This window comes from Bacillus suaedaesalsae, from assembly GCF_016890225.1.
GTDB classification, from domain to species: Bacteria; Bacillota; Bacilli; order Bacillales; family SA4; genus Bacillus_BS; species Bacillus_BS suaedaesalsae.
On record NZ_JAFELM010000043.1, the window covers coordinates 302,651 to 329,461 of the forward strand.

Annotated in this window: 24 protein-coding genes and 1 other annotated feature; of the genes, 4 read left to right on the forward strand and 20 right to left on the reverse strand. The window is 36.5% G+C overall.

Annotated elements, in window-relative coordinates; translation table 11 throughout:
- Window positions 1-67: 67 nt before the first annotated feature.
- Both JR050_RS18205 and JR050_RS18210 read right to left on the reverse strand, forming a co-directional pair.
- Window positions 68-631, reverse strand: a complete 564-nt coding sequence (locus tag JR050_RS18205) for a GNAT family N-acetyltransferase (RefSeq protein ID WP_204205148.1) — start codon at window positions 629-631, stop codon at window positions 68-70.
- 179 nt (window positions 632-810) lie between these two features.
- Window positions 811-1,443, reverse strand: coding sequence for a LysE family transporter (locus JR050_RS18210; RefSeq protein ID WP_204205072.1), 633 nt, complete (start codon window positions 1,441-1,443; stop codon window positions 811-813).
- Window positions 1,444-1,576: 133 nt separating this feature from the next.
- Here JR050_RS18210 and corA point away from each other — a divergent pair, with 133 nt between their 5' ends.
- Entirely contained in the window at window positions 1,577-2,524 is a 948-nt protein-coding gene (corA, locus tag JR050_RS18215; RefSeq protein ID WP_204205073.1) for a magnesium/cobalt transporter CorA, read from the forward strand.
- 11 nt (window positions 2,525-2,535) lie between these two features.
- Here corA and JR050_RS18220 read toward each other — a convergent pair whose 3' ends face one another.
- The 8 genes from JR050_RS18220 to JR050_RS18255 all read right to left on the reverse strand — a co-directional run bounded on the left by JR050_RS18220 (window position 2,536) and on the right by JR050_RS18255 (window position 10,035).
- A complete protein-coding gene (locus JR050_RS18220) occupies window positions 2,536-3,075 on the reverse strand; it encodes a DUF4275 family protein (RefSeq protein ID WP_204205074.1) in 540 nt (179 codons plus the stop codon).
- Window positions 3,072-3,884, reverse strand: a complete 813-nt coding sequence (locus tag JR050_RS18225; protein ID WP_204205075.1) for a hypothetical protein — start codon at window positions 3,882-3,884, stop codon at window positions 3,072-3,074. The genes JR050_RS18220 and JR050_RS18225 overlap by 4 nt, the downstream gene beginning before the upstream one ends.
- Window positions 3,885-4,241: 357 nt before the next feature.
- Entirely contained in the window at window positions 4,242-4,814 is a 573-nt protein-coding gene (locus JR050_RS18230) for a hypothetical protein (RefSeq protein ID WP_204205076.1), read from the reverse strand.
- Window positions 4,811-5,263 carry a GNAT family N-acetyltransferase gene (locus JR050_RS18235; RefSeq protein ID WP_204205077.1) on the reverse strand — a complete coding sequence of 151 codons (453 nt, stop codon included), beginning with the start codon at window positions 5,261-5,263 and terminating at the stop codon, window positions 4,811-4,813. Before JR050_RS18235 ends, JR050_RS18230 begins: the two co-directional genes overlap by 4 nt.
- Before the next feature lie 22 nt (window positions 5,264-5,285).
- Window positions 5,286-5,612, reverse strand: coding sequence for a YnfA family protein (locus JR050_RS18240; RefSeq protein ID WP_204205149.1), 327 nt, complete (start codon window positions 5,610-5,612; stop codon window positions 5,286-5,288).
- A 414-nt stretch (window positions 5,613-6,026) separates the two neighbouring features.
- On the reverse strand, window positions 6,027-7,100 hold the full coding sequence (locus JR050_RS18245) for a GerAB/ArcD/ProY family transporter (protein WP_204205078.1): 1,074 nt from the start codon (window positions 7,098-7,100) through the stop codon (window positions 6,027-6,029).
- Between the two features lie 216 nt (window positions 7,101-7,316).
- On the reverse strand, window positions 7,317-8,474 hold the full coding sequence (locus JR050_RS18250; RefSeq protein ID WP_204205079.1) for a Ger(x)C family spore germination protein: 1,158 nt from the start codon (window positions 8,472-8,474) through the stop codon (window positions 7,317-7,319).
- Between the two features lie 28 nt (window positions 8,475-8,502).
- The gene (locus tag JR050_RS18255) at window positions 8,503-10,035 is read right to left on the reverse strand and encodes a spore germination protein (RefSeq protein ID WP_204205080.1); all 1,533 of its coding nucleotides are present in this window, start codon (window positions 10,033-10,035) and stop codon (window positions 8,503-8,505) included.
- A gap of 145 nt (window positions 10,036-10,180) precedes the next feature.
- Here JR050_RS18255 and JR050_RS18260 point away from each other — a divergent pair, with 145 nt between their 5' ends.
- Complete coding sequence (locus JR050_RS18260; RefSeq protein ID WP_204205081.1) at window positions 10,181-12,250, forward strand: sensor domain-containing protein; 2,070 nt, start codon at window positions 10,181-10,183, stop codon at window positions 12,248-12,250.
- 134 nt (window positions 12,251-12,384) lie between these two features.
- Here JR050_RS18260 and JR050_RS18265 read toward each other — a convergent pair whose 3' ends face one another.
- The 8 genes from JR050_RS18265 to JR050_RS18300 all read right to left on the reverse strand — a co-directional run bounded on the left by JR050_RS18265 (window position 12,385) and on the right by JR050_RS18300 (window position 23,592).
- Window positions 12,385-13,914: a gluzincin family metallopeptidase gene (locus JR050_RS18265; protein WP_204205082.1), complete on the reverse strand. Its 1,530-nt coding sequence runs from the start codon at window positions 13,912-13,914 to the stop codon at window positions 12,385-12,387.
- A gap of 148 nt (window positions 13,915-14,062) precedes the next feature.
- Window positions 14,063-15,307, reverse strand: coding sequence for a tyrosine--tRNA ligase (gene tyrS / locus JR050_RS18270; protein ID WP_204205083.1), 1,245 nt, complete (start codon window positions 15,305-15,307; stop codon window positions 14,063-14,065).
- Between the two features lie 270 nt (window positions 15,308-15,577).
- Window positions 15,578-15,794: a binding site (T-box leader), on the reverse strand.
- 50 nt (window positions 15,795-15,844) lie between these two features.
- Window positions 15,845-16,873 (reverse strand): GGDEF domain-containing protein, encoded by a 1,029-nt coding sequence (locus JR050_RS18275; protein WP_204205084.1) that lies wholly within the window; start codon window positions 16,871-16,873, stop codon window positions 15,845-15,847.
- Between the two features lie 105 nt (window positions 16,874-16,978).
- Window positions 16,979-19,156 carry a DNA topoisomerase III gene (locus tag JR050_RS18280; RefSeq protein ID WP_204205085.1) on the reverse strand — a complete coding sequence of 726 codons (2,178 nt, stop codon included), beginning with the start codon at window positions 19,154-19,156 and terminating at the stop codon, window positions 16,979-16,981.
- Between the two features lie 57 nt (window positions 19,157-19,213).
- Window positions 19,214-21,448 carry a UvrD-helicase domain-containing protein gene (locus JR050_RS18285; RefSeq protein ID WP_430392901.1) on the reverse strand — a complete coding sequence of 745 codons (2,235 nt, stop codon included), beginning with the start codon at window positions 21,446-21,448 and terminating at the stop codon, window positions 19,214-19,216.
- Between the two features lie 120 nt (window positions 21,449-21,568).
- Window positions 21,569-22,099, reverse strand: a complete 531-nt coding sequence (locus tag JR050_RS18290) for a GNAT family N-acetyltransferase (protein WP_204205087.1) — start codon at window positions 22,097-22,099, stop codon at window positions 21,569-21,571.
- Window positions 22,100-22,337: 238 nt separating this feature from the next.
- Window positions 22,338-23,270 carry a cation diffusion facilitator family transporter gene (locus JR050_RS18295; protein WP_204205088.1) on the reverse strand — a complete coding sequence of 311 codons (933 nt, stop codon included), beginning with the start codon at window positions 23,268-23,270 and terminating at the stop codon, window positions 22,338-22,340.
- A 13-nt stretch (window positions 23,271-23,283) separates the two neighbouring features.
- On the reverse strand, window positions 23,284-23,592 hold the full coding sequence (locus tag JR050_RS18300) for an ArsR/SmtB family transcription factor (RefSeq protein ID WP_204205089.1): 309 nt from the start codon (window positions 23,590-23,592) through the stop codon (window positions 23,284-23,286).
- Between the two features lie 755 nt (window positions 23,593-24,347).
- Between JR050_RS18300 and JR050_RS18305 the strand changes: the two genes are divergently transcribed.
- Window positions 24,348-24,542, forward strand: a complete 195-nt coding sequence (locus JR050_RS18305) for an alpha/beta-type small acid-soluble spore protein (protein WP_149217471.1) — start codon at window positions 24,348-24,350, stop codon at window positions 24,540-24,542.
- Between the two features lie 112 nt (window positions 24,543-24,654).
- Here the strand turns inward: JR050_RS18305 and JR050_RS18310 are convergent, their stop codons facing one another.
- Complete coding sequence (locus JR050_RS18310) at window positions 24,655-24,960, reverse strand: iron-sulfur cluster assembly accessory protein (RefSeq protein ID WP_204205090.1); 306 nt, start codon at window positions 24,958-24,960, stop codon at window positions 24,655-24,657.
- 166 nt (window positions 24,961-25,126) lie between these two features.
- Here JR050_RS18310 and fumC point away from each other — a divergent pair, with 166 nt between their 5' ends.
- Window positions 25,127-26,515, forward strand: coding sequence for a class II fumarate hydratase (fumC, locus tag JR050_RS18315; protein ID WP_204205091.1), 1,389 nt, complete (start codon window positions 25,127-25,129; stop codon window positions 26,513-26,515).
- Window positions 26,516-26,575: 60 nt separating this feature from the next.
- Here the strand turns inward: fumC and JR050_RS18320 are convergent, their stop codons facing one another.
- Window positions 26,576-26,785: a DUF1540 domain-containing protein gene (locus JR050_RS18320; protein ID WP_204205092.1), complete on the reverse strand. Its 210-nt coding sequence runs from the start codon at window positions 26,783-26,785 to the stop codon at window positions 26,576-26,578.
- Window positions 26,786-26,811 lie beyond the last annotated feature (26 nt).

Sequence of the window (26,811 nt, forward strand, 5' to 3'; positions counted from 1 at the left end):
AGGTGATTTATGTATGAGGTAGATATATTAGCATAAAATAAAAAAACCAATCCTAACCGGAATTGGTTTATAAGTGGTTATTTAGTTGTTCCCATTCTTCACGTAATACACCCATGCGAATGGAATCATAATATGTGCCATTGTAATAACGACATTTTCGCATTCTACCCTCTAACTGCATGCCAATCTTTTCGGCTGCTCGCATCATTCGATCATTTCCAGACCATGTTGTAATACCAACCCTTGCAATGTCATGTTGACCGAATAAGAACTCCACCCAAAGCTTTAACGCATCCGTACCGTATCCACCATTCCAATACTCTGGTACATAAATCACGATTCCTGCTTCAAGCCATCTTGAAGGTTCGTATTCCCAGTATGAAGAGACTGTACCAATGATCTGTTCATCGTGAAGAATAACCATTTGATTGGCTGGTTCTGATGTTGATTTTTTCATCATTTGTTCAACGAACGTATGGTACGGAATTTGTTTATGTGGAAAATACGGTGCGTCCCATTTCTTCCACTCTGGATTTTCTGAGCCGTAAATGAATTCAAATAAAACGGGAAAATCACTATTTTCAATCGTTCGTAGTGCTACTTTGTTGCCAGTTAATTTCATGAATCTAATTACCATCCTTTTATAAGCTTTCACTGTATACTTCGACAAAGTATTGTGAAAGTCCTACCTTTTAATCAAAGGGAATTATCGTAAACATGGCTATCTATTTTAAACTAATTATATTTTATAAGATTACTAATTACGTGTTTCAAGACTTGCATGAAAAACAACATCAATGCGAAATCAGCCTAACCAAATAATGCAACGATCCCCTGATAGCCAAAATATAATCCGAATGCAATAAGAGATAACCCTGAGATAATTGAAATGATAATAATACTTTTTAAGTTTAAGAACTTACGAAACCCACTAGTTAAGCTTGCGACGAAAATATCCCAAATTGCTAGACCGACAAATATCATCGAACTGTATAAAATAAGTTCACCAGTTCCATACGTTGCCGCTGTTTTTGCTAAGACGGAGCCATAAATACCAAGCCAAAAAAGAATGGATAGCGGACTCGAAATGGACATAATGAATCCAGTCAGAAAACATTTAAGCATCGAGTCTTTACTACGAATGTGATGCAGTTTAATTTGATTAGCTGTTAAGATGCTCTCTACTCCAGAATAAATTAAGATAAATCCACCAAACAGCCATAAAAATACTTGAATCGGTGGTGAATCTAAGAAGTGAACGATGCCAAAATAAACAAGCGCCATAAATATAGCATCTGCAATCATTGAACCGAGACCCACTACCCATGCATGCCAAAAGCCGTTTTTGAGTCCCTTATCAAGTCGTACGGAATTAACAGGACCGATTGGTGCTGCTAACGTAATGCCAAGAAGAACGTAACTTACTAAAATACTTACATTCACTTTACTCTCACCCACTGCCTTAAGTTGATAACTTGTACATCTTATGTCCAAGCTTTCATAAATAAGACAAAAAGTTTTGGATCTGAATAGATTTCAGTGTAAAGTAATAGTAACAATTACTTAAGGAGACCGTATGATTCGTACTATTGTCATTGAAAATAACCAAATACTACAACTAGAAAAACTGCCGGATGTAACAACAAGTGATAACAAGTGGTATTGGATTGATTTTGACTCCCCGACGGAAGAAGAAATTGAACTATTGCATCATCCGCTTCAATTTCATCCATTATCGATAGAAGATTGTATACATACGCTGCAACGTCCGAAGCTGGATTATTATGAGAACTATAACTTCTTTGTTATTCAAGCCTTAAATGCAGCTTCATTTTCACGTGAAGAAGTTGATTTCTTTGTTGGTGATCAATACATTGTGACGTTTCATAATCAACATAGTAAAGAAGTGGATGAAGTATGGAGCCGCCTACTTCAATCAAAGCTCATTTCAGAGTGGAATCCATCAACTGTGTTATATCATGTTTTAGATAAAATCGTAGATAATTACTTCCCTCTTGTATATCATATTGAAGATCGTCTCGATGATATTGATGCCAATTCAGAAGTAAAATCAACCGAAGAGCTATTAAATGAAATATTTGACGTAAGGCATGAGCTTTTATTATTACGTCACACCATAACACCGATGCGTGATTTAACATATCGCATTATTAATTCAAGTCGTTTAAAAGATGTACAAGGAAGGATGGAATACTTCGCAGATATTCACGACCATTTATTAAAGCTGTCTGAAATGATTGAAGCAAGCCGCGAACTTACAACAGATATGCGTGATAGTTATGTCTCCTTAAATTCTCACCAAACGAACAGAGTGATGAAAGTATTAACCGTCATTACGACGATTTTCATGCCTCTAACGTTTATAGCCGGAATTTACGGAATGAATTTTGAATACATGCCTGAGCTTCACTCCGAATACGGTTACTATGGTACGTTAATTGCAATGTTTGTCATTGGAGTGGGAATGTTTGGGTGGTTTTATAAGAAAGGCTGGTTTAAATAGTACAGAAAAACTCAGGGTTTGTCGCCCTGAGTTTTTTCATCTGTCATTTCGTTTACCCGATAGAAATACGGTCCGCACAAGGATTCGTGAGTACGAACATACGTCCAAGTGAAGTTTTTATCAAAAATATAAATGTCATCCTGTGTATCGAAATCTTCTGCTACTAGTTTACTTGAATTGGAGTATAGAAATATAAAAGGTGCACCTTCATACATGACATATACTTCATCCTTAGTCATCGCAGTAAATGCTTTACGTGCCTCTTCCTCTAGCAAGCAAGACTGCTTTTCATAGCTGAATATGTGCCATTTAAAATCGTCGTAGTGAATCTCTTCTCTTTCCTTCTCACTTATACTATTGGCAAAGGATTTATCCCATTTATCAATCAATACATTAGCGTCTTCTATTATTTCTGAAATAACAACGCCTTTATTGAGCAAGTTCTTTTTATGACGATATTCTTGATAAATAGATTCGATTGACCAGTATACATGCTCTAATTCTTCGTCAGGCAATTGGCCTAGAAGGTGGTATATTTTTTTACGTATCATGAAAACTGCCTCAAATCTATTTTTGACATAAAATCTTTCACTTTCACGCTGTCAAGCCATACTTCATTTACAGAAAAAACATCACTTTGTTTTACAATATCATAAAATAAATCTATTAATCTATCAGCTGAAATTAGTAACTTTGCAACTGTTATTTCGTCTGGGTAAGTCTGAAGGTACCTTGTTATAAAAGCAGGCTGTAATGTTTCGTATGCTTTGAATTGATGGAGTTTCTTGTTTTCATTATATCCTTGTACTTCAAGAATATAGTCTCTCGACGTTTCGAGCATTTTAAGAGCATAGATTAAATTTTGTCGTTTTAATTCTGTGTAAAACTTTCTCATCGCATAGAAGAAATCGAACCCAATATCATCGCTTACAAAATATTTGAATTCTCTTTCTGTAAAGTTCTTGTTTTCACGTTCCATGATTTCAGATACGTTCCCTGTTTTGTCTTCAATTACATTCCATAATGGTGATTTTACATTTAAATAGTCAGTAGGCAAAATCGACACGTTAAATTCTAGTCCATTTTCTAAAATGGCAATTAGTAAGAAGATATTTTCCCGAAATTGAACTTCCTTTATATAAAGAAATTCAAGGCCACTAAAATACGTTTGGATGTATTTTTTCGCTTCATCAACGTCAGTGATTTTATTCGTAGACACCATTAAGTCAATATCAGAATGCTCGTCCTTGTATCCAATAACTCCAGAACCCAACTGAACAATACCTTCAATTAATGATGACGATTTTAATGCGTTGATTGTACGATGAAAATACGATTCTCTTTCTTCTGGACAGTACATGATTTCACCTCGAATTAAATGTTTTACATTCTATTAGACAAAATAGTAGGAATTCCTTCCCTTATTCAAAGAATATTAATAAAGAATCCATATTGAAATAATACATAATATCGCTAGTATGAATAAGCAATACATGACAACCCTTTTGCCTGTTTTATTCAACCAATAAAGGTAAACCAATGTTATATATATGATAAATGCAGCTGTATAAAAGATGACTCCCGATATAAATTTATCTTGGGGGTAGTGGCCAAAAATGAGATGTAATATGGTAATTGGATAGGTAATCAATGCAAACAAGTAGTGAATTTTTCTTTCCACAATATCCCCTCCTTCTGTTATGAAAAATGCAATCTGTTAGTCAATTTTATGCCATTTTAAATCTTCACTTCTAAATACATTCGTAGATTTAGGGTATCCGTAATAATAGAGCGGTTTGCCATTTTGGTTGTACGCTGTGGCATGAAGGTGGTCGATTTGTTGACTAAATGGAAACAAAAAAGAAATACGTTCTCCTTTGGTTACGTTCTTCCGTTCTGTATGGTGTTCATCACCCGCTTCTATGTATGCTACTTCATCATCGTGTGAAATTACACTCAACATCGTTGCAGCATCATCTTCTGTTGTAATGCTAATACCTCCAATGGTCTGTATGTTGTCAGAGCTATACGGAATGTTCGTAGACAATGGACTTCTATAGAATAACCAAAACTTTTCGGATAATACGGATTGATATTGTTTATCGATATCACTCTTAAATAAGAAAATTTTATAAGAAGATGTTGTATACTCCTCCATCAATTCCGCATCATTTGAAAGAAAGCTGTTCGCATTTGCTGCACTTAATGCCGTGAATCGATAGCCACTTATCATCAAAAACAAAAGGACCACTACAACTACGATAAGTACTAGATAAGAGTATTTTTTCAACTTCTCATCTCCTTTTTGTTTCCGACGTATAAATCTTTCTTTAAATAATAATGAGTAAAGTGTCTACCTACATTGTCAATACTTCCAAAAACCTTATAGCCATGTTTTTCGTAAAATTCCAAAGCTTGAAAACTTAGCGTATCTACTTTAATGAAATCACATTTTCGATCAATTGCGAGTTGTTCTACTGCTGTTAATAATTTTGAACCGTATCCTAATGATCGAATCTCTTCATCTACCATTAACGTATGAATTTCTAACCAGTTCCAGCAAACTTCTCCTAGTAAGCCCCCACGAACAACGCCTTGATCATCTTTTAAGATAAAGTTAACTTGCTCGTACCTTCCTCTTAAGTCTTCTGGAAAGTGAGCTAAATTGTATTTGAAGAGTTCATCATTGATATGATTTTTATAATCGTTATTGTTATCTCTTTCTATTTGAATGTTCATTAAATTCTCCTAGTCTTATGTATTAATTACGTGGTGCAAATAGCATAACGGATACGCCGATTATACAAATAATCGCACCAAGCCAATCATATATGTCTGGTGTTTTTCTATCAATGCCCCATCCCCATAAAACAGATAGAACGATAAAAACACCACCGTATGCGGCATAAACTCTACCGAACGACGGGAAGGTTTGAAAGGTCGCAATTACGCCATATAGTGATAGTGCCAATCCTCCACCAATTCCAAAGTAATAAGTCTTTCCTTCTCGAAGCCATAACCAAATAAGATAGCCCCCACCAATCTCAGCTATTCCTGCAAGGATAAATAATCCAATTGCGTACAAAATAGAAACCACATCCCTATTCACCCTATTTGCAAATTATTTTAATCTATTCGTAGCTTACATAAATCCGTGAAATTAGATCATTCTAGCAACTTTACAATCTTTTCATTAGAGTGATTCAATCTTTTTAACACCTTTTCAATCAATATACAGATGTTAATGAAAAAAAGAGTAACATCATGACTAGAAATGCTATGAAAAACATCATGATACCACTCCTCTATAAATTAGAAGACCATGGAATGAAATTTCAATAAAATTTAGTTGCTTTAGTAAGTTTTTTAGCAGTGTATCTTGGATAGAAAACCTTATACGTAAAGTTTAACATATTCTTCCTATTCATTATGTGGTTTATTAACAAAAAAAGAGCATAAATCTAAATGATTATGCTCCCGTCATATTTACATTCCCCTACTATTATGTTGACTCTGCTTTCCGTTTCTTTTTACGGCTTATAAGAAACAGCACTAACAATGACATTTCTAAAAATAGTCCAATTAATGTCCAAGAGAAAAAGGTGAACTCGAAAAACACCATTGTACTTTTAAATAAGACTATAGATAAAACTCCAAGTAACAAACCTAAAGGGAGGATTATATTCACCGATTCAACACTTCTTATGTTTGCAATCGCCTTTTGGATTAAGTATAAAGTGAGTGCAAGCTTTGCAATTAGACATGGCATCCAGATTAATACGATAACTAAGTCTAAACGATCGAGAAACTCAGTAATATTAATTTGTTGAATCATTGTAATGTTTGGATAGGAAGATAGCCTTACAATTTTTTCTCCCAGCACTAAAATATTTAATATTAGTAACACAAAATATAATAAGATTCCAAAGGCCGTACCGTAGTAGGTTGCTTTTCGTAATCCTTTTGTATCTTGAATATTTGAAAATAAATAAAATACAATGAACACTTCCCCCATCCATGGAAATAAAATAAACGATGACTTGCCAAGGTTTAACGCTTCTTTTATTTCAAAAATAGGTAAGAGGTTAGACATTTTAAGTTCATTTATTAGTGTAAGTGGTAGGGTCAAAATAATTGCGGCTAAAACGACAAATTGGATAACTGTGATTCTTCCAATGACTTCAAGACCAGCAGCACTTATATACACTAAGGTAATCACTAATATAAGCGTAATGATTTCAAGTGGTGTAGTCGGAAGTAAGTTGGACGAAATATAGTGAACAAACGTGCGTACATCACGAATAAAAACAGACATTAAAAAAATCGACATGAGTATCGAAAATATCTTGGAACGTTTACTTTTACTAGCAGATGGCATAACATCTACTAAATTACCTTTCCTCCCCATACCGATAAACAGCAAACCTAATAAGAGAGGAAGGATGAAAAATGGCACTTGCCAAGTTGTATGCTTTGTAATTTGGGTAATAATTTGACCCGTAATCATTAAGGAGCCAGTTAAAATAAAATTGGCAATGATAATTGCTAATTGAAATGGAGAGATTTTTGTTTTCATTACGAAACCACCATCTTTGTAATTGGGCTCAATACCTTATTGACGAATACTGTGACTCCGTTCAGGGTGAATGGCGTAATGAACAGTAAGGACAATCCGGCTGTCAAAAAAGAAATCGTGAAAACCCATAGCCTCTCCTTTTTATCCATATGTTTTCGCCTGGTGAATAGAGATACAGCTAATAAAGTGAAAATAAGAATTATTGCTTCCATGGCCTCACTCCCTTATTTGGATTCCTGAATTAAGCACCTGTTCGATCTCTGCTTTTGCCTCTACCTTCACCTCAATATCTGGCAATAGTTCGCGCCAGTGCTTTTTCAACTTCTCTTCCCAAAGAACATTGTCTTTTATTACGACATGTAAACCTAAACCAAATACGTCAATTCCTTCATCCATTGAATGATCAAATAATGCCTTAACTTCTTTAATTATTTGTTTCTCCATCGAACTTGTTGCAAGTTCATATGCTTTTAAGTCACCGAGTTGCAATTGTGCTTCATTTTGCATCATATCGGCATCAGTTATGATTTTTACTGTAAAAGAAGGTAAACCGTTTATGATTTTATAATCAGTTCTTACATTAACCCTATCAATCTGTACATTCAATTCATCGTCTTGTCGAACCGGAAAAGTAAAGGTTTTATTTTCCATTCCATCCAGCAGCCAAAGTGCCCCAGATGATTCTTCTTTGTTGGCAAAATAACTTAATTTGTCTCCTTTAAAAACACCCATTCCTTCCACTGCAAGTTCTTCTTTATCTTCTTTTGACTTCCCGTTTTTTGTTTTCACCGTTTTTACTACCGGTATCACCGGATCTTTACCTTCTAAACCAATATCATTTAACACATCCTTTACCGTTACTGCCCTTCCGGCTTTCACTATTTCTCGCATCGCTTCGGATGAAAGTTTCTCCAAGTGGGGGGAAGCAGTTAAGATGTCAACTGCCTTGCCTTCAGTTACTAGAACATAGGTTGAAAGCCTGGACTGTGGTTGTTCGAGAACAAGTTGTAACGATTTTTCGAAGCCACCACGTGCCATTGCTTCACCGAATACAAGTATTCTTCTGTGACCAAAAAATAGCTTCCGAGACATTCTTTGTTGCAAGTGATCATTACTTTCCCGTATATTTCGCCCAAGTTCAGAATCTACATAAGAAGGCCCACCTGTTGTACCACCACCACCGCCGGATGAACCGGAACCTCCCATTGCACTAGGGAGCGGGACTTGTACAGAGATTCTAAACGAATTTTCATCAGCTTTATCAAAACCTGTTGCCGTAACAAAGGCCATATCATTTACTTCCGTACGGTCCCAGCATCCAGTTAGTAGGATGAGGGAAATACAAATAATTAACGTAATTTGAAGCTTTTTCATTATTGTTTCCCCTCCTATTAAGCTGATTTTATTGATCTGGAGAAGGCTTTAAATTGGATTCTTCTCGAACTACATTTTCCTTTACAAACTCATCTGGTCTCTTATCCATCTTCCACCATGGTACTCGGATGAAAACGTCTTTAAGTTCTTTCCAACTTAGAGGTCCAAGAGGACTGAAATAAGGAACACCGTATGAACGTAAATTACATAGGTGAGTTAATAAAACGATAGAGCCAAGTACAATTCCATATAATCCAAAGGTAGCAGCAAGAAGCATCAACGGAAAACGCAGCAAACGAATGGATATCGCTAAACTAAATCGTGGAATGGTGAATGATGCAATACCTGTTAGCGATACGATAATAACCATTGGTGCAGAAACAATCCCAGCCTCAACAGCTGCTTGTCCGATCACAAGCGCGCCAAGAATACTTACTGCTTGTCCGATTACCTTGGGTAATCTGATACCCGCTTCCCGTAGTGCCTCAAAGGCGAGCTCCATTATAAGGGCTTCAATAAAAGCTGGAAATGGAATCGCTTCACGACTCGCCGCAATACTATATAACAAATTAGTTGGGATCATTTCTTGATGAAATGTCGTAACGGCAATATAGAAAGCAGGTAATAACAAAGCTAAAAAAATCAAGGTCACACGAAGTAACCGTAAAAAGATTGAGATGTGATAACGTTGATAATAATCCTCACTAGCTTGCAAAAACTGCCAAAAGGTAGCTGGCAATATTAAGGCAAACGGAGTCCCATTCACTAAAATAGCGACTCTTCCTTCCAGTAGATTCGCAGCTACTGAGTCAGGTCTTTCCGTATTTTGAATTTGTGGAAATACTGTAAACGGATTGTCCTCCATAAATTCCTCTAAGTACCCACTTTCTAATACGCCGTCGATTTTAATTCGATCGATTCGCTCTTCTACTTCCGACACTAAATCCGGTGATGCAATTCCCTCCATATACATAATGGCTAAAGATGTTCGAGTATGTGTCCCGACAACCTTTGAGATAATTTTTAGATCATTCGAACGTATTTTTTGTCTCACGAGGGATTTATTTACGCCAAGATTCTCTGTAAAACCTTCTCTTGGTCCTCGAATCGATGCTTCCGTCTCAGGCTCTGATACACTTCGTGTTGTGCCACCTTTTGCATCTAATACTAACGCTTTATCTAATCCATCAATTACTAACACCGCATTGCTGTCTAACACATAATTGATCAATTCTGCTAAGTCATTTGATTTTAGTACTTTATTGACAGAAACAACATTTTGTTCGATATATTCATCTGATAATTCCTCAATCGATACCGCTTCGAGCAGTTCGTGAATCGCATGTAATTCAATGGTTACTTTATCAATTAATCCTTCAATAAAAATTAGACATGCTTCATGATTGCCTACCTTTAGTCTGCGAAACGTAACATCCGATTTTTCAAATTCTTTTTGTAAGAGTTCAATATTTTTATGAATATCTCTTGAAACTGGTTCTACTTCTACTTTTTTATTATCTTCTTTTAGTTGTATCTTCTTCGTTGTAATGAGCTTTTTCATAAGAGCCTCTCCATACTAGTTTGCTCTTACTTTTCCCTCAAATGGCTGTTTTATCCATACTTATTGGTTAAAAATACCTCAAGAATTATAAGGGAATTGTTAGTATAATTGGACTATACATACTGCCGGGAAGAGGAAAACTACCATGACTAATTTACTGAGTGACATTCCATCTTTATATAGTGCTTATAAGTCTCTATTTACGAACAACCCGGATGGTTGTTATGCATTAGATACGAATGGAAACTGTATGTTAGCCAATGAACGAGCTTTAGAAATCACGGGATATTCCTATGACGAACTTTTGCAATCCTCGATAAATTCTATAGTAAAAGCTCAAGAAATCAAAAAGATTCTTCGTGTTTTTCAAGATGTATTAGAGGGAAATAAAAAAAGCTTTGAGGTTACAATTATTCGAAAGGACGGTCAAGAAGTAGAACTTTCGATTACAGCGATGCCGATTATCATTAACGAAACAATTCTTGGTGTGATTGGTGTGGCAAAGGATATTACGGAAAGTAAATCCTTACAACTTGAATTGATCCAATCCCGTAACCAATTGCAAAATATTTTTGAAAGCACGAATATATGTGTATGGTCGTATGATTATCGAGGTCAAAAACTATTCCAAGTCTCACCTGCTTCCAAGCGGTTGTCTGGCTATTCACCAGCAGAATTTGAGCAAGAGCCATTACTATGGCAAAAACTGATTCACCCAGATGATTTAAACCTTTATTCCAACCGTTTTCTTGAATTAAACAATGGAACAACACTGAGGCATGAATACCGCATCTTCCATCGTAGTGGCGAAATAAAGTGGATTTCTGACTATACCGTTCCCATTCTAGATGCTGACGGAAAGCTAGAACGAATTGATGGTGTATTGATTGATATTACAAAATCCCGAAATACCGAAGAAACATTAAAACATCTTTCAAACTTTGATTTAGTGACAGAATTACCAAATCGAAGAATGTTTTATCATTCATTAGATGTAGCACTCCAGGATCCTTCGAATAGAAAGCTAGCTGTCCTTTACTTAGACCTCGATCGTTTTAAATATATGAATGATTCTTTAGGGCATCATGTTGGAGATCAAATTTTACAAATTATCGCAGTTCGCCTTCGTCAAATCGTACGAAAACACGATTTAGTTGCAAGATTAGGTGGAGATGAATTTGCGGTATTACTCAAAAATGTACATGATGATGCAGAAGTAACAGAAGTTTCCGAGCGAATTCTTTCAAAAATTCGTCAACCCTTTGAGCTTGATGGTCATGAGTATACACTTACAACAAGTATTGGCGTTAGTATCTATCCCGAACATGCAGAGACGGCCGAAAACTTAATAAAACGAGCGGATCAGGCGATGTATTTAGCAAAGGAAAAAGGGAAAAACAACTTCCAAATATACGATAAAAGCTTAAAGGACGATTTTTCTCGTAAGATGATACTAGAACAAGAGTTGCGAAAAGCACTATCAAACGAACAGCTCTCTCTTCACTATCAACCGATTGTTGATGTGATGCAAAAAAAGATTGTGGGATTTGAAGCGCTGCTGAAATGGGTCCACCCGACATATGGACCAATTTCCCCAATGGAATTTATTCCGATAGCAGAGGAATCTGGTATTATTGTGCCGATTGGAAGTTGGGTACTCCAAAAAGCCTGTCAAGATATGAAAGCATGGCAAACACAGGGTTTTGAAGGTGTATATGTATCTGTTAACGTATCGGTTAGACAGTTTGAAGAAGTAACTTGCTTAGAACGATTGGATGAAATCCTAAAGCAAGGTAAAGTTAATACAAACCTGCTTAAAATTGAAATAACGGAAAGCTTAACGATGATGGATGTAAATGAAATGTCTACAAAACTATTATTACTTGAAGCGATAGGAATAGAAGTATTTCTAGATGATTTCGGAACGGGCTATTCGTCGTTAAGTTATCTTCAAAGATTGCCAATTAAAGTGTTGAAAATTGATAAATCCTTTATACAGGATATTGAATCAAGCTCTGACCAAGAAACGATTATTGAAACGATCATTGCGATGTCTAAAAGTTTACGAATGAATGTCATTGCAGAAGGTGTCGAAGAAGAAAAACACCTGCAATTTTTACAAAACATCGGGTGCACACAAATGCAAGGTTATTACTTTAGTAAACCGATTCCGTTTAATCAACTTCAAGATTTGTCTAGAAGTTTGAAACTATAAGTTTAATAAAAGAAGAGTCATTCGTTTCTGAATGACTCTTCTAGGTTGTAGACAAAAGGGATTCGAATAAAGATATACGGGTCCCTTTTTAGCTATTTAATGACAACTTCAGGATACATTTCTTTTATATAGAGCTATGTATTTTGTAATTTCATTGCTATGTACTTAAAAGTAAGAGGTTCTTTGCAAAGCATTTCAACTCGTTCATGCCAAGAGTATAACTGGTTAGGCTCTATCATTGTTCGAATTAATTGTTGAAATACTTCTTTTTCCTTATACAGATTCGTAATATCGAATTTCTCACGAACCATATCTCGTATCGCTAATGCATAATTATAATCCTGGAAAAAGGCTGGGTTTTCAATGTAAAACATTTCGCCGGCTGGATGAAAGGTTTCAGCTTCATACCCAAAAACCCGTACATAACACTCATCTGCAATCTTTTGAAACGATTGCTCTGGATTTATATATAATTCATATTCCACTAAACTATAAAAGTAATTGATTCTTAGTATTTTTATATCTGTTAATTGGTTTATTTCTTTAATTTGTGAATACATTTCATCGTCTATATTAAAGTTGCTTTTCAAAAACTCTTCATCAGTCATGATCGTTTGGAATAGTTCAGCAATTGCCTCCGCAGAAATACTTGAATAAAAACGATAAAGTTCAGGGTAACTATACGAACTATAATGGCCATCAAGGACGTGCCCCATTTCGTGTAGTCCTGACAAAAATAAGGAGTACGATTCTCTATTATTGACGACTAGACGAAGATCGTTTGGATGAATATTTACACAAAAACCACCATAGGGAATTTCTAATTTTGCAATTGTAACAGGAAGATTCTTCATTGATATGCCGAGTCCCTGAACGACATCTTCTAAGACATCTTCCATCCTGTTGGACTTAAAAGCATCACTATTAATAGAATGGAAATGAAAAGTAGAATAATATTGATCAAAATGATGAATCGTTGTCCAATTAAATTTTTCTCTTATCATCAAATCCCAATAGTCGAACGTCTTATTCGACTGCTGAAATAACTCATCCATTTCTTTCAAATACGAATCTATATTAATTTCTTTAATACTGCATTTGAAATAATAGTAGTTTTCATATCCTTGTTCTGTTGCTAATTCGTTTCTTTTTTGAATCAGTGTTCTAAATAACTCTTCTGCGTTTTGGCCGACTTTTTTCGCTTCTAAGAAAAGCAGTCTCCGAAGTTCCCGGTCGGAATGATCCATAATCGTAGAATGAACTGTTCCAAGATTGTATTCGTTTCCTCTTACCGTAAATTTGCTTTCTAATAACATAGATTGTAATTGGTGTTGCAGGTCAACAATATCTGGGTGACTAAAAAGTGATTCTTGTTTCATTTTACTTAAAAATACGTCAAGTCTTCTCTTCCATATGTGGTCTTCGATAAATATAGTTCTCCAGTTAACGAATGTTTGATGCAGGTCTTCGTCAGTCATTAACGAGTGTTTAAGCTTTGCAATTTCATCTATTCGATTAGATTGTTTTCCATCAATGTACATCTTATAATATAATTGCTCTTCTTCTTGGTAAATTAAGTCTAGTTTTTGTATCTCTTCGTTATAGGCAGTTTGCCATTGTTGTGGATTGGTTATCAATTTTAAGCGATCAAAGTTCAGCATCATTTCATCCCCTTTCCATCAATTACAAACTTAAATGAAAAAACAGTGTATTTCGACTGAAATTTACACTGTTTTTTGGTTAATCACAACTATTCTCTCATGTTATTCTATATTTAGCATACATGAATCCACTAATAACTTGAAGGGAAAACTAAAATTTAAGTTTCACGAACTTTCTCTTTCCTACTTGAAGGACAAGTCCGTCCGTTATCGAAATAACTGTCTGTACGTCCTCTATTTTTTGTTCATTTACACGAACTCCGCCATTTTGAATCATTCTTCTTGCTTCACTTTTTGAGCTTTGTAGTTTCAAGTCTACTAATAGATCGATAAGGCTTATTTCGTTTGTTCCTGTCCAGTTGATTTCTGGAATATCAGTCGGTAAGGAACCACGTTGGAATACAGATTTAAAATGATCCTCTGCTGTTTCTCCCGCTTCTTTTCCGTGGTACATCGTAACGATGGTTTTGGCTAAATGCATTTTTGCATCACGTGGGTGCAATGTACCTTCTTGTAAATCTTTTTCAATAATTTTCTTTTCTTCTACCGTTATGTCTGTTACTAGGTTAAAGTACTTTGTAATCAGTTCATCTGGTATCGACATCGTCTTTCCGTACATTTGTTCTGGTGCTTCGTCTACACCAATGTAATTGTTTTTAGACTTCGACATTTTATCTGCACCATCAAGACCTTCTAAAAGAGGAAGCATGATCACTACTTGCTTTTCCTTACCAAAGTGCTCTTGTAAGTGACGTCCCATTAAAACATTGAAATGTTGGTCAGTACCACCTAGCTCTACATCACTCTCTAGTTCAACTGAATCATAGCCTTGCATTAACGGGTAGAAAAACTCGTGTAAGGAGATTGGCTTTCCAGTTGATAGACGTTCAGAGAAATCATTTCGCTCAAGTAAGCGCGCAACCGTAATGCTGGCTGATAAGTGAATGACATCTTCAAGGTTTAAAGCAGAAAGCCATTTTGAGTTGTAGTATAGCTCGACCTTTTCCATGTCTAAAACTTTACTGAACTGCTCGAAGTACGTTTTCGCGTTATGCTGAACCTCTTCGTTTGTTAATTGCTTTCGTGCTACACTCTTCCCCGTCGGATCTCCAATTTTTCCTGTAAAATCACCGATAATTAATTGAATTAAATGTCCGTTTTCTTGGAACTGTTTTAATTTGTTTAAGACTACTGTATGTCCAATATGAACATCAGGTGCGGATGGGTCTAAGCCTAATTTTATTTTTAATGGTTTACCTGTTTTAATGGATTTGGCAATTTTTTGACGTAGTTCAGTTGCTGGAATAATCTCTTGTACGCCATTTTCAAACATTGAAAACTGCCTCTCTAGTTCTAGTTTTTGTTCATTTGTTAATTGTTCAATCCAGTTTTCCATGATTATTCCTCTCTTTCAAAAAGGCTGTTTTCGCATATTTTGTTGTTTTTAGTTGGGTATCTTTCGTTGCATTTTGCTACAGACACTTGCTTTCCGCGGGGAAAAAGTCGAGCCTCTTCGGCTTCGCCAGCATGAGTCTCGCCCCTTTCTCCTCTTCCCGCAGGAGTCAAGTGTCTTCCGCTCCATTACACTATAGAAATTATATGATATGCAAAAGCAACAATCTTTACGAAAATAGCCTTCAAAAAATATAAAAAACCACGCCCCTAAATAAGGGACGTGGTTAATACGCGGTACCACCCTTGCTTGAAGACATAAGTCTTCCACTCTTGCCAGGTAACGGTTTTGGCCGTTCTTTGCTACTCAGGTGTTCACAAAGAAAGTTCAAGGAGGTAATTCGTTCTTATCTTTGTACTGATTTACACCAACCATCAGCTCTCTAAAACAGGGAGATAAGTAACTACTGTATTCCTATCATAACGATAATATAATGAAGTTATTTACATATAGTAACGGAAAATGTAATGAAATTCAATCTTAATTTTCACTTATGACCTTCACCAGATTTCTTCCCTCTTGTTTTGCTAAGTAAAGAGCGGTATCTGCTCTGTCAAAAAGGGAATCGGGTTGTTCTCCTGGTCTTAAGGTGTCAACTCCAAAACTTGAAGTGACATTACCTACTTTTGTAAAACAATGTTCACTTACGATTTCTTTTAATCTTTCCGCTAGTTGAATCGTTTCCGGTAACGACTGTAATGTAATAACTACGAACTCTTCTCCACCCCAGCGGCCGAAGTAATCTTCTGGTTGTATATGCTCTTTGATGACATTTGTGAATTCCACAAGAACTTGATCTCCAATAAGGTGACCAAATTGATCATTTATTCGTTTAAAATGATCAATGTCAAAAAAGATAACGGACATGTGAGCAGGTTGTTTCTTAACAAGCTGCTCGATCCATTCTAGCAATTGTCTTCTATTCGCAATTCCTGTAAGAGAATCTTGATAAGCCATTTTCTCAAGGAGCTCCGATTCAGTATACGTACGCATAATCCTAAGTGAGGCAAATAGAAAACTTATATAGACGAGGTTTGCGAGCATATATTGCATAAAATTATCCTTAAATTCCGGGGTTAATTCCGGCCAAAATAATAATACTAGACCAAACGTTGCCAGCCACAATAAAAATGAATAAATGGCCCCCGTTCTCCCCTTTAAGGTAACAAAGATGTAAATATAGATGAGTGTGGTCCAATAACTGCTGCTTCCAATCGTTTCTTGCTGCTTTAGTACAATCCAATTGAGCGAATAAAAGGTTGTAATTAAATGTGAAAAACTGCTAACACCTAATGTCACGAATTCTACTAATCGGAAAGCTGTTTTTTTATATAAAAGTATCCAGGCAAAAATAAACCAAAGTACTAATATTCCTCTTATGACATCAAAAACGGCAAAGGACCCGTCCCAATTAGCATATGAACTAACAATCGCCAGAATCAGTAATGGCAAAACCCACAAATATAATCTTCTTTTCAGTATGGCAAATTTTGATAGTACTCCTGGCATATTGTCTATCCTCCAGTTTATATTTCTATAAACTATATTTAGAAATTCTAGTATTCCCATAAAACAACTATTTTATATTTAAACCTCGCAGTATACTTATAGATTTTACTTCTTCAAGTTCAGCTTGGCTAAAGCATCTGCTAATGCAGTGTTGACGGGTTCTTCATTTTGCTTTTTCATGTAATTTTGGACTTCACGCTTTGATACTTTTCCGTTTGCGTTTTGCTTTCTTCTATCTTGGAAGGTTGAAAGCTTTTCTCGGTGTCCGCATTTACAAGCAAACACTTGTCCTTCACCTTGTCCGCGTAATTCTAGCTTTTTATGACAGTTCGGACATCTTGCATTGGTTACTTTTGAAATGTTTTTACGATGCCCACATTCACGGTCCTGACAAACTAGCATCTTACCTTTTTTGCCGTTTACTTCTAGCATCAATTTTCCACAATCAGGACATTTTGTACCACTCATGTTATCGTGTTTAAAGCGTGTTTGGCTGTTTTTAATTTCCGCTACAGCTTGTTTCGTATACAATTTTATTTCTCCAATAAAGGCTTCCTTTTTTAGGCTGCCTTTTGCAATGGATTCGAGCTTTAGTTCCCACTCTGCTGTTAGGGCTGGTGACTTTAAGTCTTCTGGTACAAGCTCAAGTAACTGCTTCCCTTTGTTTGTTATGAAAATTTCTTTGCCTTTTTGTTCAATAAGGAAGCTATTGAAAAGCTTTTCGATAATATCAGCACGAGTGGCAACAGTACCAAGACCACCAGTACGTCCAATCGTTTGAATTAAGTCCTTACTTTCACCCGCCATAAACTTTGCCGGATTTTCCATTGCTGTTAAAAGTGTTGCCTCATTAAAGCGTTTCGGAGGTTTTGTTGAACCTGTCGTTTTGGATAAAGAAATGACGTTTAACATTTCTCCTTCTAATACGGAAGGTAACAATTGATCTGAAGAGTCTTCCTCTTCTTCATCAGCATACGTACCGTATACTTCCTTCCATCCACTTGACAATATCGTCTTTCCTTTTGCCGTAAACGATTCGTTATCAATAGTAGCCGTAATCGTCGTTTGTTCATATTCAAACGGTGGAAACATGACTGCCAGGAAGCGTTTGACAATTAGATCATATATTTTTCGTTCTTTATCAGATAATGCTCTTATGTCTGCTCTTTGCTCTGTTGGGATGATCGCATGGTGATCGGACACTTTACTATCATCTACAAACGCTTTGTTAGGTTTCATCGTTTTCATTGCTTTTCTGGCAAGTGGTGCATAGCCAGGTATGGCGACTGCTTCTAAGCGGTCCTTCAACGTATCTACCATATCTGATGAAAGGAACCTGGAATCTGTTCTTGGATACGTTACGAGTTTATGTTGTTCATACAACTTTTGCATGATTGACAGTGTTTCTTTTGCTGAGTAGCCGAACATTTTATGACCGTCACGTTGTAACTCGGTTAAGTCATACAATCCAGGAGAAAACTGCTTTTTCGCTTGTTTTTGTACGTGCTTAATTTGACTGTTTTTCCCTTTTAAACGAGTTATGATATCTTCTATCTTTTGTTGATCAAAAGAACGATTATCTTTTGATTTTGCATCTTGCCACGTTAACGAAAGATTATCAGCTTTAACCGTAATTCCGTAAAAAGGCTTCGGCTGAAACTGTTTAATTTCCTCCTCACGCTTTGCAATCATTCCAAGCGTAGGTGTTTGAACACGTCCACATGATAACTGTGCATTATGCTTCGTTGTTAATGCACGAGTGGCATTCATTCCTACATACCAGTCAGCTTCAGAACGAGCAACAGCAGATGCATACAATGTTTCATATTCTTTCCCATTTCGTAACTTTGCGAAGCCGTCCTTAATGGCACGGTCTGTCACAGATGAAATCCATAAACGCTTGAGCGGCTTTTGAACACGAGCCTTCTCGATAATCCATCGTGCTACTAATTCACCTTCACGACCAGCATCTGTTGCGATAATAATTTCAGAAATGTCCTTACGGTTCATCTGTGCTTTTACCGTTTGAAATTGTTTCCCCGTCTGTTTGATGACCGTTAATTTTAACGGAGTTGGCAACATCGGTAAGTCTTCTATTTTCCAAGATTTATATTTATCATCATACATTTCGGGATCAGCCAGTGTAACTAAATGACCGAGAGCCCATGTCACGACATATCCGTTTCCTTCGAAAAATCCATTTCCCTTCTTCGTACAACCAAGCACTCGAGCCAGGTCACGTCCAACCGAAGGCTTTTCAGCTAAAACTAATTTTTTACTCATGTAAGCATTCCCTTCACGTAAGCTATTCTTATAGAATAGTCCTTTACACATCTATGTTCAACTTTTACTACTTATTTCTTTTGAACCCTTTTTCATTTCACCACTGCAGAACGGACATTCTTTTGTTTCAGATTCCGTTTCCTCATGTGTCATAATTCGTTGCCAGCCATTACATTTTGCACTTGAACAAATCCATGCTAAAACCGTTGCTTTGCTACCGTTTGTATTCGCACTTTGAGCACCAAAAGCCTCTAATAAGAACCGAGAGACTTCTACCTTTTTGCCTCTATAAAAAGAGGGAGATAAAATATACAATTCTTCCATCGCTCGTGTAATGCCGACATACGCTAAACGACGTTCTTCTTCTAGTGCCATCTCGATTTTCTCTTTTGCTGATTGTTTAGGACCTGCATCCTCTATCTTCTCAGCTTCAATCGCCGTGATATGTGGCAAAATCCCTTCAGAAGCACCAATCAAGTAAACTGTTCGAAATTCCAATCCTTTTGCTTTATGAATCGTCATTAAAGAAATGGCATCACTTTCTGTTTGCTTCTTCGAATTTTTAAGAAGTGTCAGTTGTTCAGACATTTCTTGAATAAATCGAATAAAGTCACTAATAGTCGCGAATCGTTTTGCTGATGCTTCCAGCTCGTCCAACGTTTCCTTCAAATCTTCTTTATGAACGGTTGCTTGTTTTAATCCTTCCGTTTCTAAATACTTATCATAAAACGATTGACGAAGTTTCTTAATGACAGATTGAGGCTCTAAATCTTTTACTTCTTTCATGAGCTTAATGCGTTCTTTTATTTTTTCCACTTGGAAGCTTTTGAGACCTGGTAAGGTTGCTAAATGGATGAGTGGATACTTCTTTTTCGCTTTTTGTTCTTCATTCCAAATAAGATCCATTGCTTTTTCACGTGCGATATAGAGTGTTCCTACCATACCGTCCATTGCATCAAAATCTCTTGGATTTAGTGCCAACCTTAAATGATCGAGTATCGGTTTTACCGTCCAATGCTCATAAAACAATTTGTCATTTCCGGTAAATTGGATGAACGGTAGCTTATCAATGATGAGTTGCTCGAAAATGGCACGACTATTATTTGCAGTTCGGTGTAGGATTGCAAAATCAGCATAGCGGTGACTACCAATTGCCAACTTTTCTTTTATATCGTTTATGACCCATTTCGCTTCATCATCTGTCGTAGCTGGGCGGCAATATTGAGGCGAGAGAACACTTTTCTTCGTCGCCTTCAACATTTTGACTTTGCGTTTTCTGTTGTGCTTGATCACTTCATTACCGAGACCAACAATCGGTGTTGTGGAACGGTAATTGATGTCTAAGAATATGGTTTTGGCTGTTTCAAACTGCTTGTCAAAGTTTAAAATGAATTCATTTCTTGCCCCGTTAAAGGTGTAAATAGTTTGGTCATCATCACCTACAACAAATAGATTTTGAGATTTTGCAGTAAGCAGTTTAATTAATTCATATTGCAGGAGGTTCGTATCTTGAAATTCGTCTACCATTACATATTGAAAACGATTGCGTAGGGTTTGAAGTAAGACTAGATTATTTGATAACAGTTCATAGGATTCTACTAGTATATCGTCAAAGTCTAGTTTGTTCGTTCTTCGCTTCCACTCTTCGTATTTTAAATAAGCTTTTCTTGCATCTTCCGTTTCCTTCGGCCAAGCTGTATCCTTAATCATGTTCACTTTGTGAGAGGAAATGAGCTGTAATACTGTTTCGGGCTGGTACGTATCTCCCATACCCAACTCTTTCATGATTTGTTTGATCATAATTTGCTTTTGCCGTTCACTACTTAATATTTCTTGATGATAGCCTCTACTTCGGAGAATGGTTAAGAAGAACGAATGGAACGTACTTGCTTGAATTCCTTTAGCAGCACCTGGTGTTAAATTTGGTAGCAACCCAATTCGCTCCTTCATTTCATCCGCAGCTTTTTTGGAGAAGGTAACGAGAAGAATTTGCCTTGGGTCCACGTTATGTACGTTTAAAAGATAGCCTGTACGACAAACTAGGACGGAGGTTTTTCCAGATCCCGCACCTGCTAATGTAAGCATGGGACCGTCTTTATGGCGGACCGCTTCAATTTGAGAAGCATTTAAAAAGATGCCCGATATTTCCAACGAACGAAAATATGCAGCATCTTTTTCTTGATTCGAAATGAGTGTGGCACTATTGCTAGTTTCAGCAAACATTGCATCAGGGCCTTCTTTATTCGTTATACCGATTGGACTATTGAAAAATTGTCTTGGTTGCACAAACATCACCTATTTATCTACTTTAAATTCCTTTAAAAGTATACCAAACTATCGTTGGAAATGCTTCGTCTTTTGGAAGATGGAAACAATTACTCTAGTTTGTACTGAGTTAAGGACAAGCAAATTTTAAATTTGCACTCGCCATATCATATGATGGAAATCTTTTCCCCAATAATCCTTTAGTAGGTAATCTGGGTTCCCAAATTTCTTTGTCCAAATTTTTTGTGAAGTCCTATAGCCACTATCTAAACAAAATTCTGTTAATCCTTTAGACTTCAAGTTCATGTACATTTCACTTAATAGTAAATTACCTATTCCCCGATTTTGAAAGTTTGGATGCACAAATATAGTTCCAACTTCCTGCAAGCCTTTATATGTATTTCCAGTACATGTATTTATTAATTCACTTGTTATACCGTGTTCAATCGTCCCAATTATTTTATCTTCTTTTAAAGCAATTAGGAAATATCGATCTTTACCATCACTATTCATATCATTCATAAAATAATTTTCTTTAGCTTTTATCTCTTCTTCTAGATCCTCCAATAGATGATCTATTCCTTCTTTAGTAAAAGTGTCGAATAAAACGATTCTAAAAAACTCAGTTAGTTCGTGCACATCATTTATTCTTGGTCTTCTAATTTTTATATTTTCCATCCTTGTATTCCTTTCATCAACCTATTTAAGCGTGAAAGAAAATTCCTTTAATGTTTATGTTCTCACATTAAAGGAATTTTCTAATTCGTAAACATTATTATAGAAATAAATTTAACAAAATTTAAGAAGTCAACAATGTTAATGAAAAGCTGCCTGAAATAATCAATCATTTTGAATTGCTAAGCTTATTCGATACACAACAATCTTTGCGAAGGACAGCTTTTCTAAAATCCAACATTTATACTTTTAATTCCTGATGATGAATCATTGATTTTTCTATTTGAATAGTTGAATGTTCAATGTGAAAATTCTCTCTGATCAGATCAATTGCTTGTTGTAGTATTTCTTGTGAATCCTTGGAATCATCTATTAATATATGACAAGTTAGTGTATCTAAGCCAGACGTGATCGTACATATATGAAGGTCGTGCACATCTTTGATTCCTTCAATTTGTTGGAGTGTTGTTTTTACAACGTTTATATCAATAGATTGGGGCGTGCCTTCCATTAATATGTGAATGGAGTGACTAATTACGCCCCACGCGCTTTTTAATATTAGTAAAGCAACGACAACTGAGATAATCGGATCAGCAAGGTACCAATCCGCAACAAGCATAACAATACCCGCAATTATGGCCCCAACAGACCCTAATGCATCTCCGAGAATGTGTAAATAAGCACTTTTTAGATTGACGTTATTTTTTACGTCTCCTTTTCTCAGTAATGCCCATGCGCTTAATAAATTAGCTAACAATCCAATAGTGGCAATCATAATCATCGTTCCACTTGCAACGGTAGGTGGTGCCGAGATTCGTTCAAAGGCTTCCCAAACGATAAATCCAGCAATAATGAAGAGTGTCACACCGTTAAATAGAGCTGCCAAGATTTCGAATCGATAGAAGCCATACGTTTTTTTCGATGAAGCAGGTCTTGCTGCAAACCAGATCGCAACTAAACTTAGTAACAGCGAGCTCGCATCACTTAACATATGTCCACTATCAGATAGCAAGGCTAAGCTGTTGGTAAACAGTCCCCCGATAAATTCGAGCAGCATGATGCCAGTTGTAATGAGTAAGGCAATGAGTAGTCCTTTTTTATTCCCATCTCTTGTTTCTTCAAAATGGTGGTGGTGTCCGTGATGGTCATGACCATGATGGTGATGATGTCCCAAATGTTATTCCCCCTTATTCATGTTCAATATGATGAACGACTTGAGTGAGAATCGAGATAACGTGGTCATCATCATATGTATACAAAAACGTGTTCCCTTCCCTTCTATATCTCACTAAACGTAAGTTTCTAAGTGTGCTTAATTGGTGGGAAACAGCAGACTGAGACAGTTGTAAAACTTCTGCTATATGACCAACAGAGCACTCCTCTTGGGATAATAAGTATAATAATTTTATCCGAGTGGGATCGGCTAACACTTTAAATATTCTTGAGGCTTCTTCTACTGTTCGTTCAGGTAAAAAAGCATGATTACTACGGTCCATGATCAGTTGAACTTCCCTTCGTTTAACTATATGAGCATATGCTCATATACATTATATGAAATATTTGGGAAATGTTCAATGGTTATATCAAGAGTAACTGGTTCCTTAGACGTGCAAACAATCAATCTAAATCACGTATTGTTTCCCTTGAAAAACACAAAGTAATTAGCATGAGTAACCACATAAGAATACGCTGTTGATTTTTAATTCAACAGGGTTATTAAATTAGGCTGTTTTCGCATAATTTGTTGTATTTTAATTTAGTTAAGTGTAGTAACTAGTTCGTTCCATTGCGCTCCAGACACTTGCCGGATACCGCGTGGAGGAAGCTGAGCCTCCTCGCCTTCGGCTGCGGGGTCTCAGCTTTTCCTCTACTTCCCGCAGGAGTCAAGTGTCTTCCTCTCCATTCCACTAAGTTTATTTAATTTAAAGCTCTTATAAATAGATTATTGAGGTATTACAATTTCAAATCTATCATTCAAAATTTCTTAATTGGTTTCTTACATTGAACTCGAATGAGAAATTATAAAAAAATCCCCCATGTGTTGAATTATCAACAAAAATAATAGCGTGAATTCGTATGTGATCTCACGCTAAACCTCTCTTTTTGTTAATCTTAACGTGTAACAACATAGGGAAATTATGCAAATTTTGTCGAAATTATATAGGTATGTTTGTATACATTAGAAGTAGTGAGGTTATGTTAAGAGGGAGCAAGCTTCCCTTGCTCAAAACTCGCTCGGGAGTGATGTATCGTGGCAAGAAACAAACTTTTAGTTCCTGGTGCTGCAAATGTTCTGGATCAAATGAAGCAAGAAATTGCCTCAGAGTTTGGAGTTCAGCTAGGTGCTGATACGACCGCACGAGCTAACGGTTCTGTCGGTGGCGAAATGACAAAACGTCTCGTCGCAATGGCTGAACAACAATTACGCGGTCAACAAGGTCTATAGTTGTTGATCAAGAAGAGACCCCTCTTGCGGTGGGGTCTCTTTTACTATTCTTTAACACTTTAAAGGAGTGGGGGCCTGTCCCCCACTCCTTTAAAGTGTTAAAGTTATTGTTTTAATGATTATGTGTTGGATATCCTTTTGATGGATTTGTGATGATGAGTTCTTCTTTTGGGAAGTGGAAGTATTGGATCCAGACACCATCAAGGAATTCTTCTCGTTTGTCTAGTAGGATATCGATCTCTTTGTCGGTTTTGACGATTTCATCGTGTTCGTTTGGTGTATCGAGCATTAGGTCATAGTGGGCATGATTTCCGTGCATTTCGGTTACGAACACGCGGAACATCTTTCCTTGTGCGTTTTCCTTCTCTAGCTCACTTTTTAAGAACTTTGTTGCGTTACGATTGATTTTTACTTTCATCTTGTATCCTCTTTTCTATATATGTATAAACACTAGTATGGACAACAAACCATTGTTTGAAATCTTATTTATTATATAAATCTCACGTGCATTCGTAAATTAAACTGCTCACTTAAGATTATGTTCATGTACATTAGGGAATAAACTTTAACTAGAGGTGATGAACATGCAATATAGAGTTGAGAAGGATACGATGGGTGAAATTCACGTTCCTGTTGAGAAGTTTTGGGGTGCCCAAACACAACGTAGCAGAGAGAATTTCAAGATTGGCATAGAAAAAATGCCTGAGGAAGTCATACGAGCATTCGCCATTTTAAAAAGAAGTGCAGCTATCGTTAATGTTAAGTTAGGAAAATTAAACATAGCTAAGTCAAAAACAATCGTACTAGCATGTGATGAGATCATAAACGGATCATTAAACGACCACTTTCCGTTAGTCGTCTGGCAAACTGGAAGTGGTACGCAAAGTAATATGAATGTCAATGAAGTGATTGCCTTTTGGGGCAACATGTGGCTGCAAGAAAACGGTCATAACGAAACGATTCATCCAAACGATGACGTCAATATGAGCCAAAGCTCCAATGACACCTTCCCAACTGCGATGCATATTGCAGGTGTGGTTGAAATAAGGGATTCCCTCCTACCGGCAATCAATATATTACATACAACCTTAAAGGAAAAACAAAAAGAATACGCAGATATTGTGAAAATCGGACGTACACATCTTCAAGATGCTACCCCTCTCACGTTAGGTCAAGAAATTAGTGGCTGGGTGTACATGTTAGAACGGACGAAAGAGATGCTTCAACAATCCACAGAAAAAATGCTTTCACTAGCAATTGGTGGAACTGCGGTTGGGACTGGCATCAATGCTCATCCAAAGTTTGGCGATCTTGTTGCAGAAGAAATAGCTACATTCACAAAGCAACCCTTCTACTCTTCAATAAATAAGTTTCACGCATTAACTAGTCATGATGAAATGGTGTATGCTCACGGAGCATTGAAAGCTCTTGGCGCTGATTTAATGAAAATAGCCAATGATGTGCGCTGGTTAGCAAGTGGTCCACGCTGTGGAATTGGAGAACTCTCGATACCTGAAAACGAGCCTGGAAGTTCGATTATGCCTGGAAAAGTAAATCCAACCCAAAGCGAAGCAATGACAATGGTGGCTGCTCAGGTGATGGGAAATGATGCTACAATCGGCTTTGCGGCAAGTCAGGGGAACTTTGAACTGAATGTTTTTAAACCTGTTATCATTTACAACTTCCTTCAGTCTGTCCGTTTACTCACTGATTCAATTTTGTCCTTTAACGACAATTGCGCAGTAGGAATTCAAGCAAACCTGGACACCATTAATCGATACGTAAATGAATCACTCATGCTCGTTACGGCTCTAAACCCACATATCGGATATGAAAAAGCTGCGGCTATCGCAAAATATGCACATAAGCAAAGTATTACGTTAAAAGAATCTGCTCTTCATTTAGGGTTCTTAACAGAACAACAATTTGATCAATATGTAAAACCGGGTGATATGATTCATCCAAAGGAATAAAAAAACGACAAGTAGTAGTTCATGTGTGAACTTGAACTGCACTTGTCGTTTTAATTATGGTTATTCTACAGGTTTAAACGTTTTACAACAAGTTTCTTTTGATGTTTCAACCTGATCAGTATGATTTTTTTCATCTAATTCTGATGAGAATTCAGTATCGTATCGTGCATGGCTGTCGTGTTCGACCATGATCTTTTCTGCAGTACACACATTTCCTTGACCATAAAAGGTACAATTCGAAATAGAGCAAGAGACTTCTACTTTAGGCATTCGTAACCCCTCCTATTCATTATCCC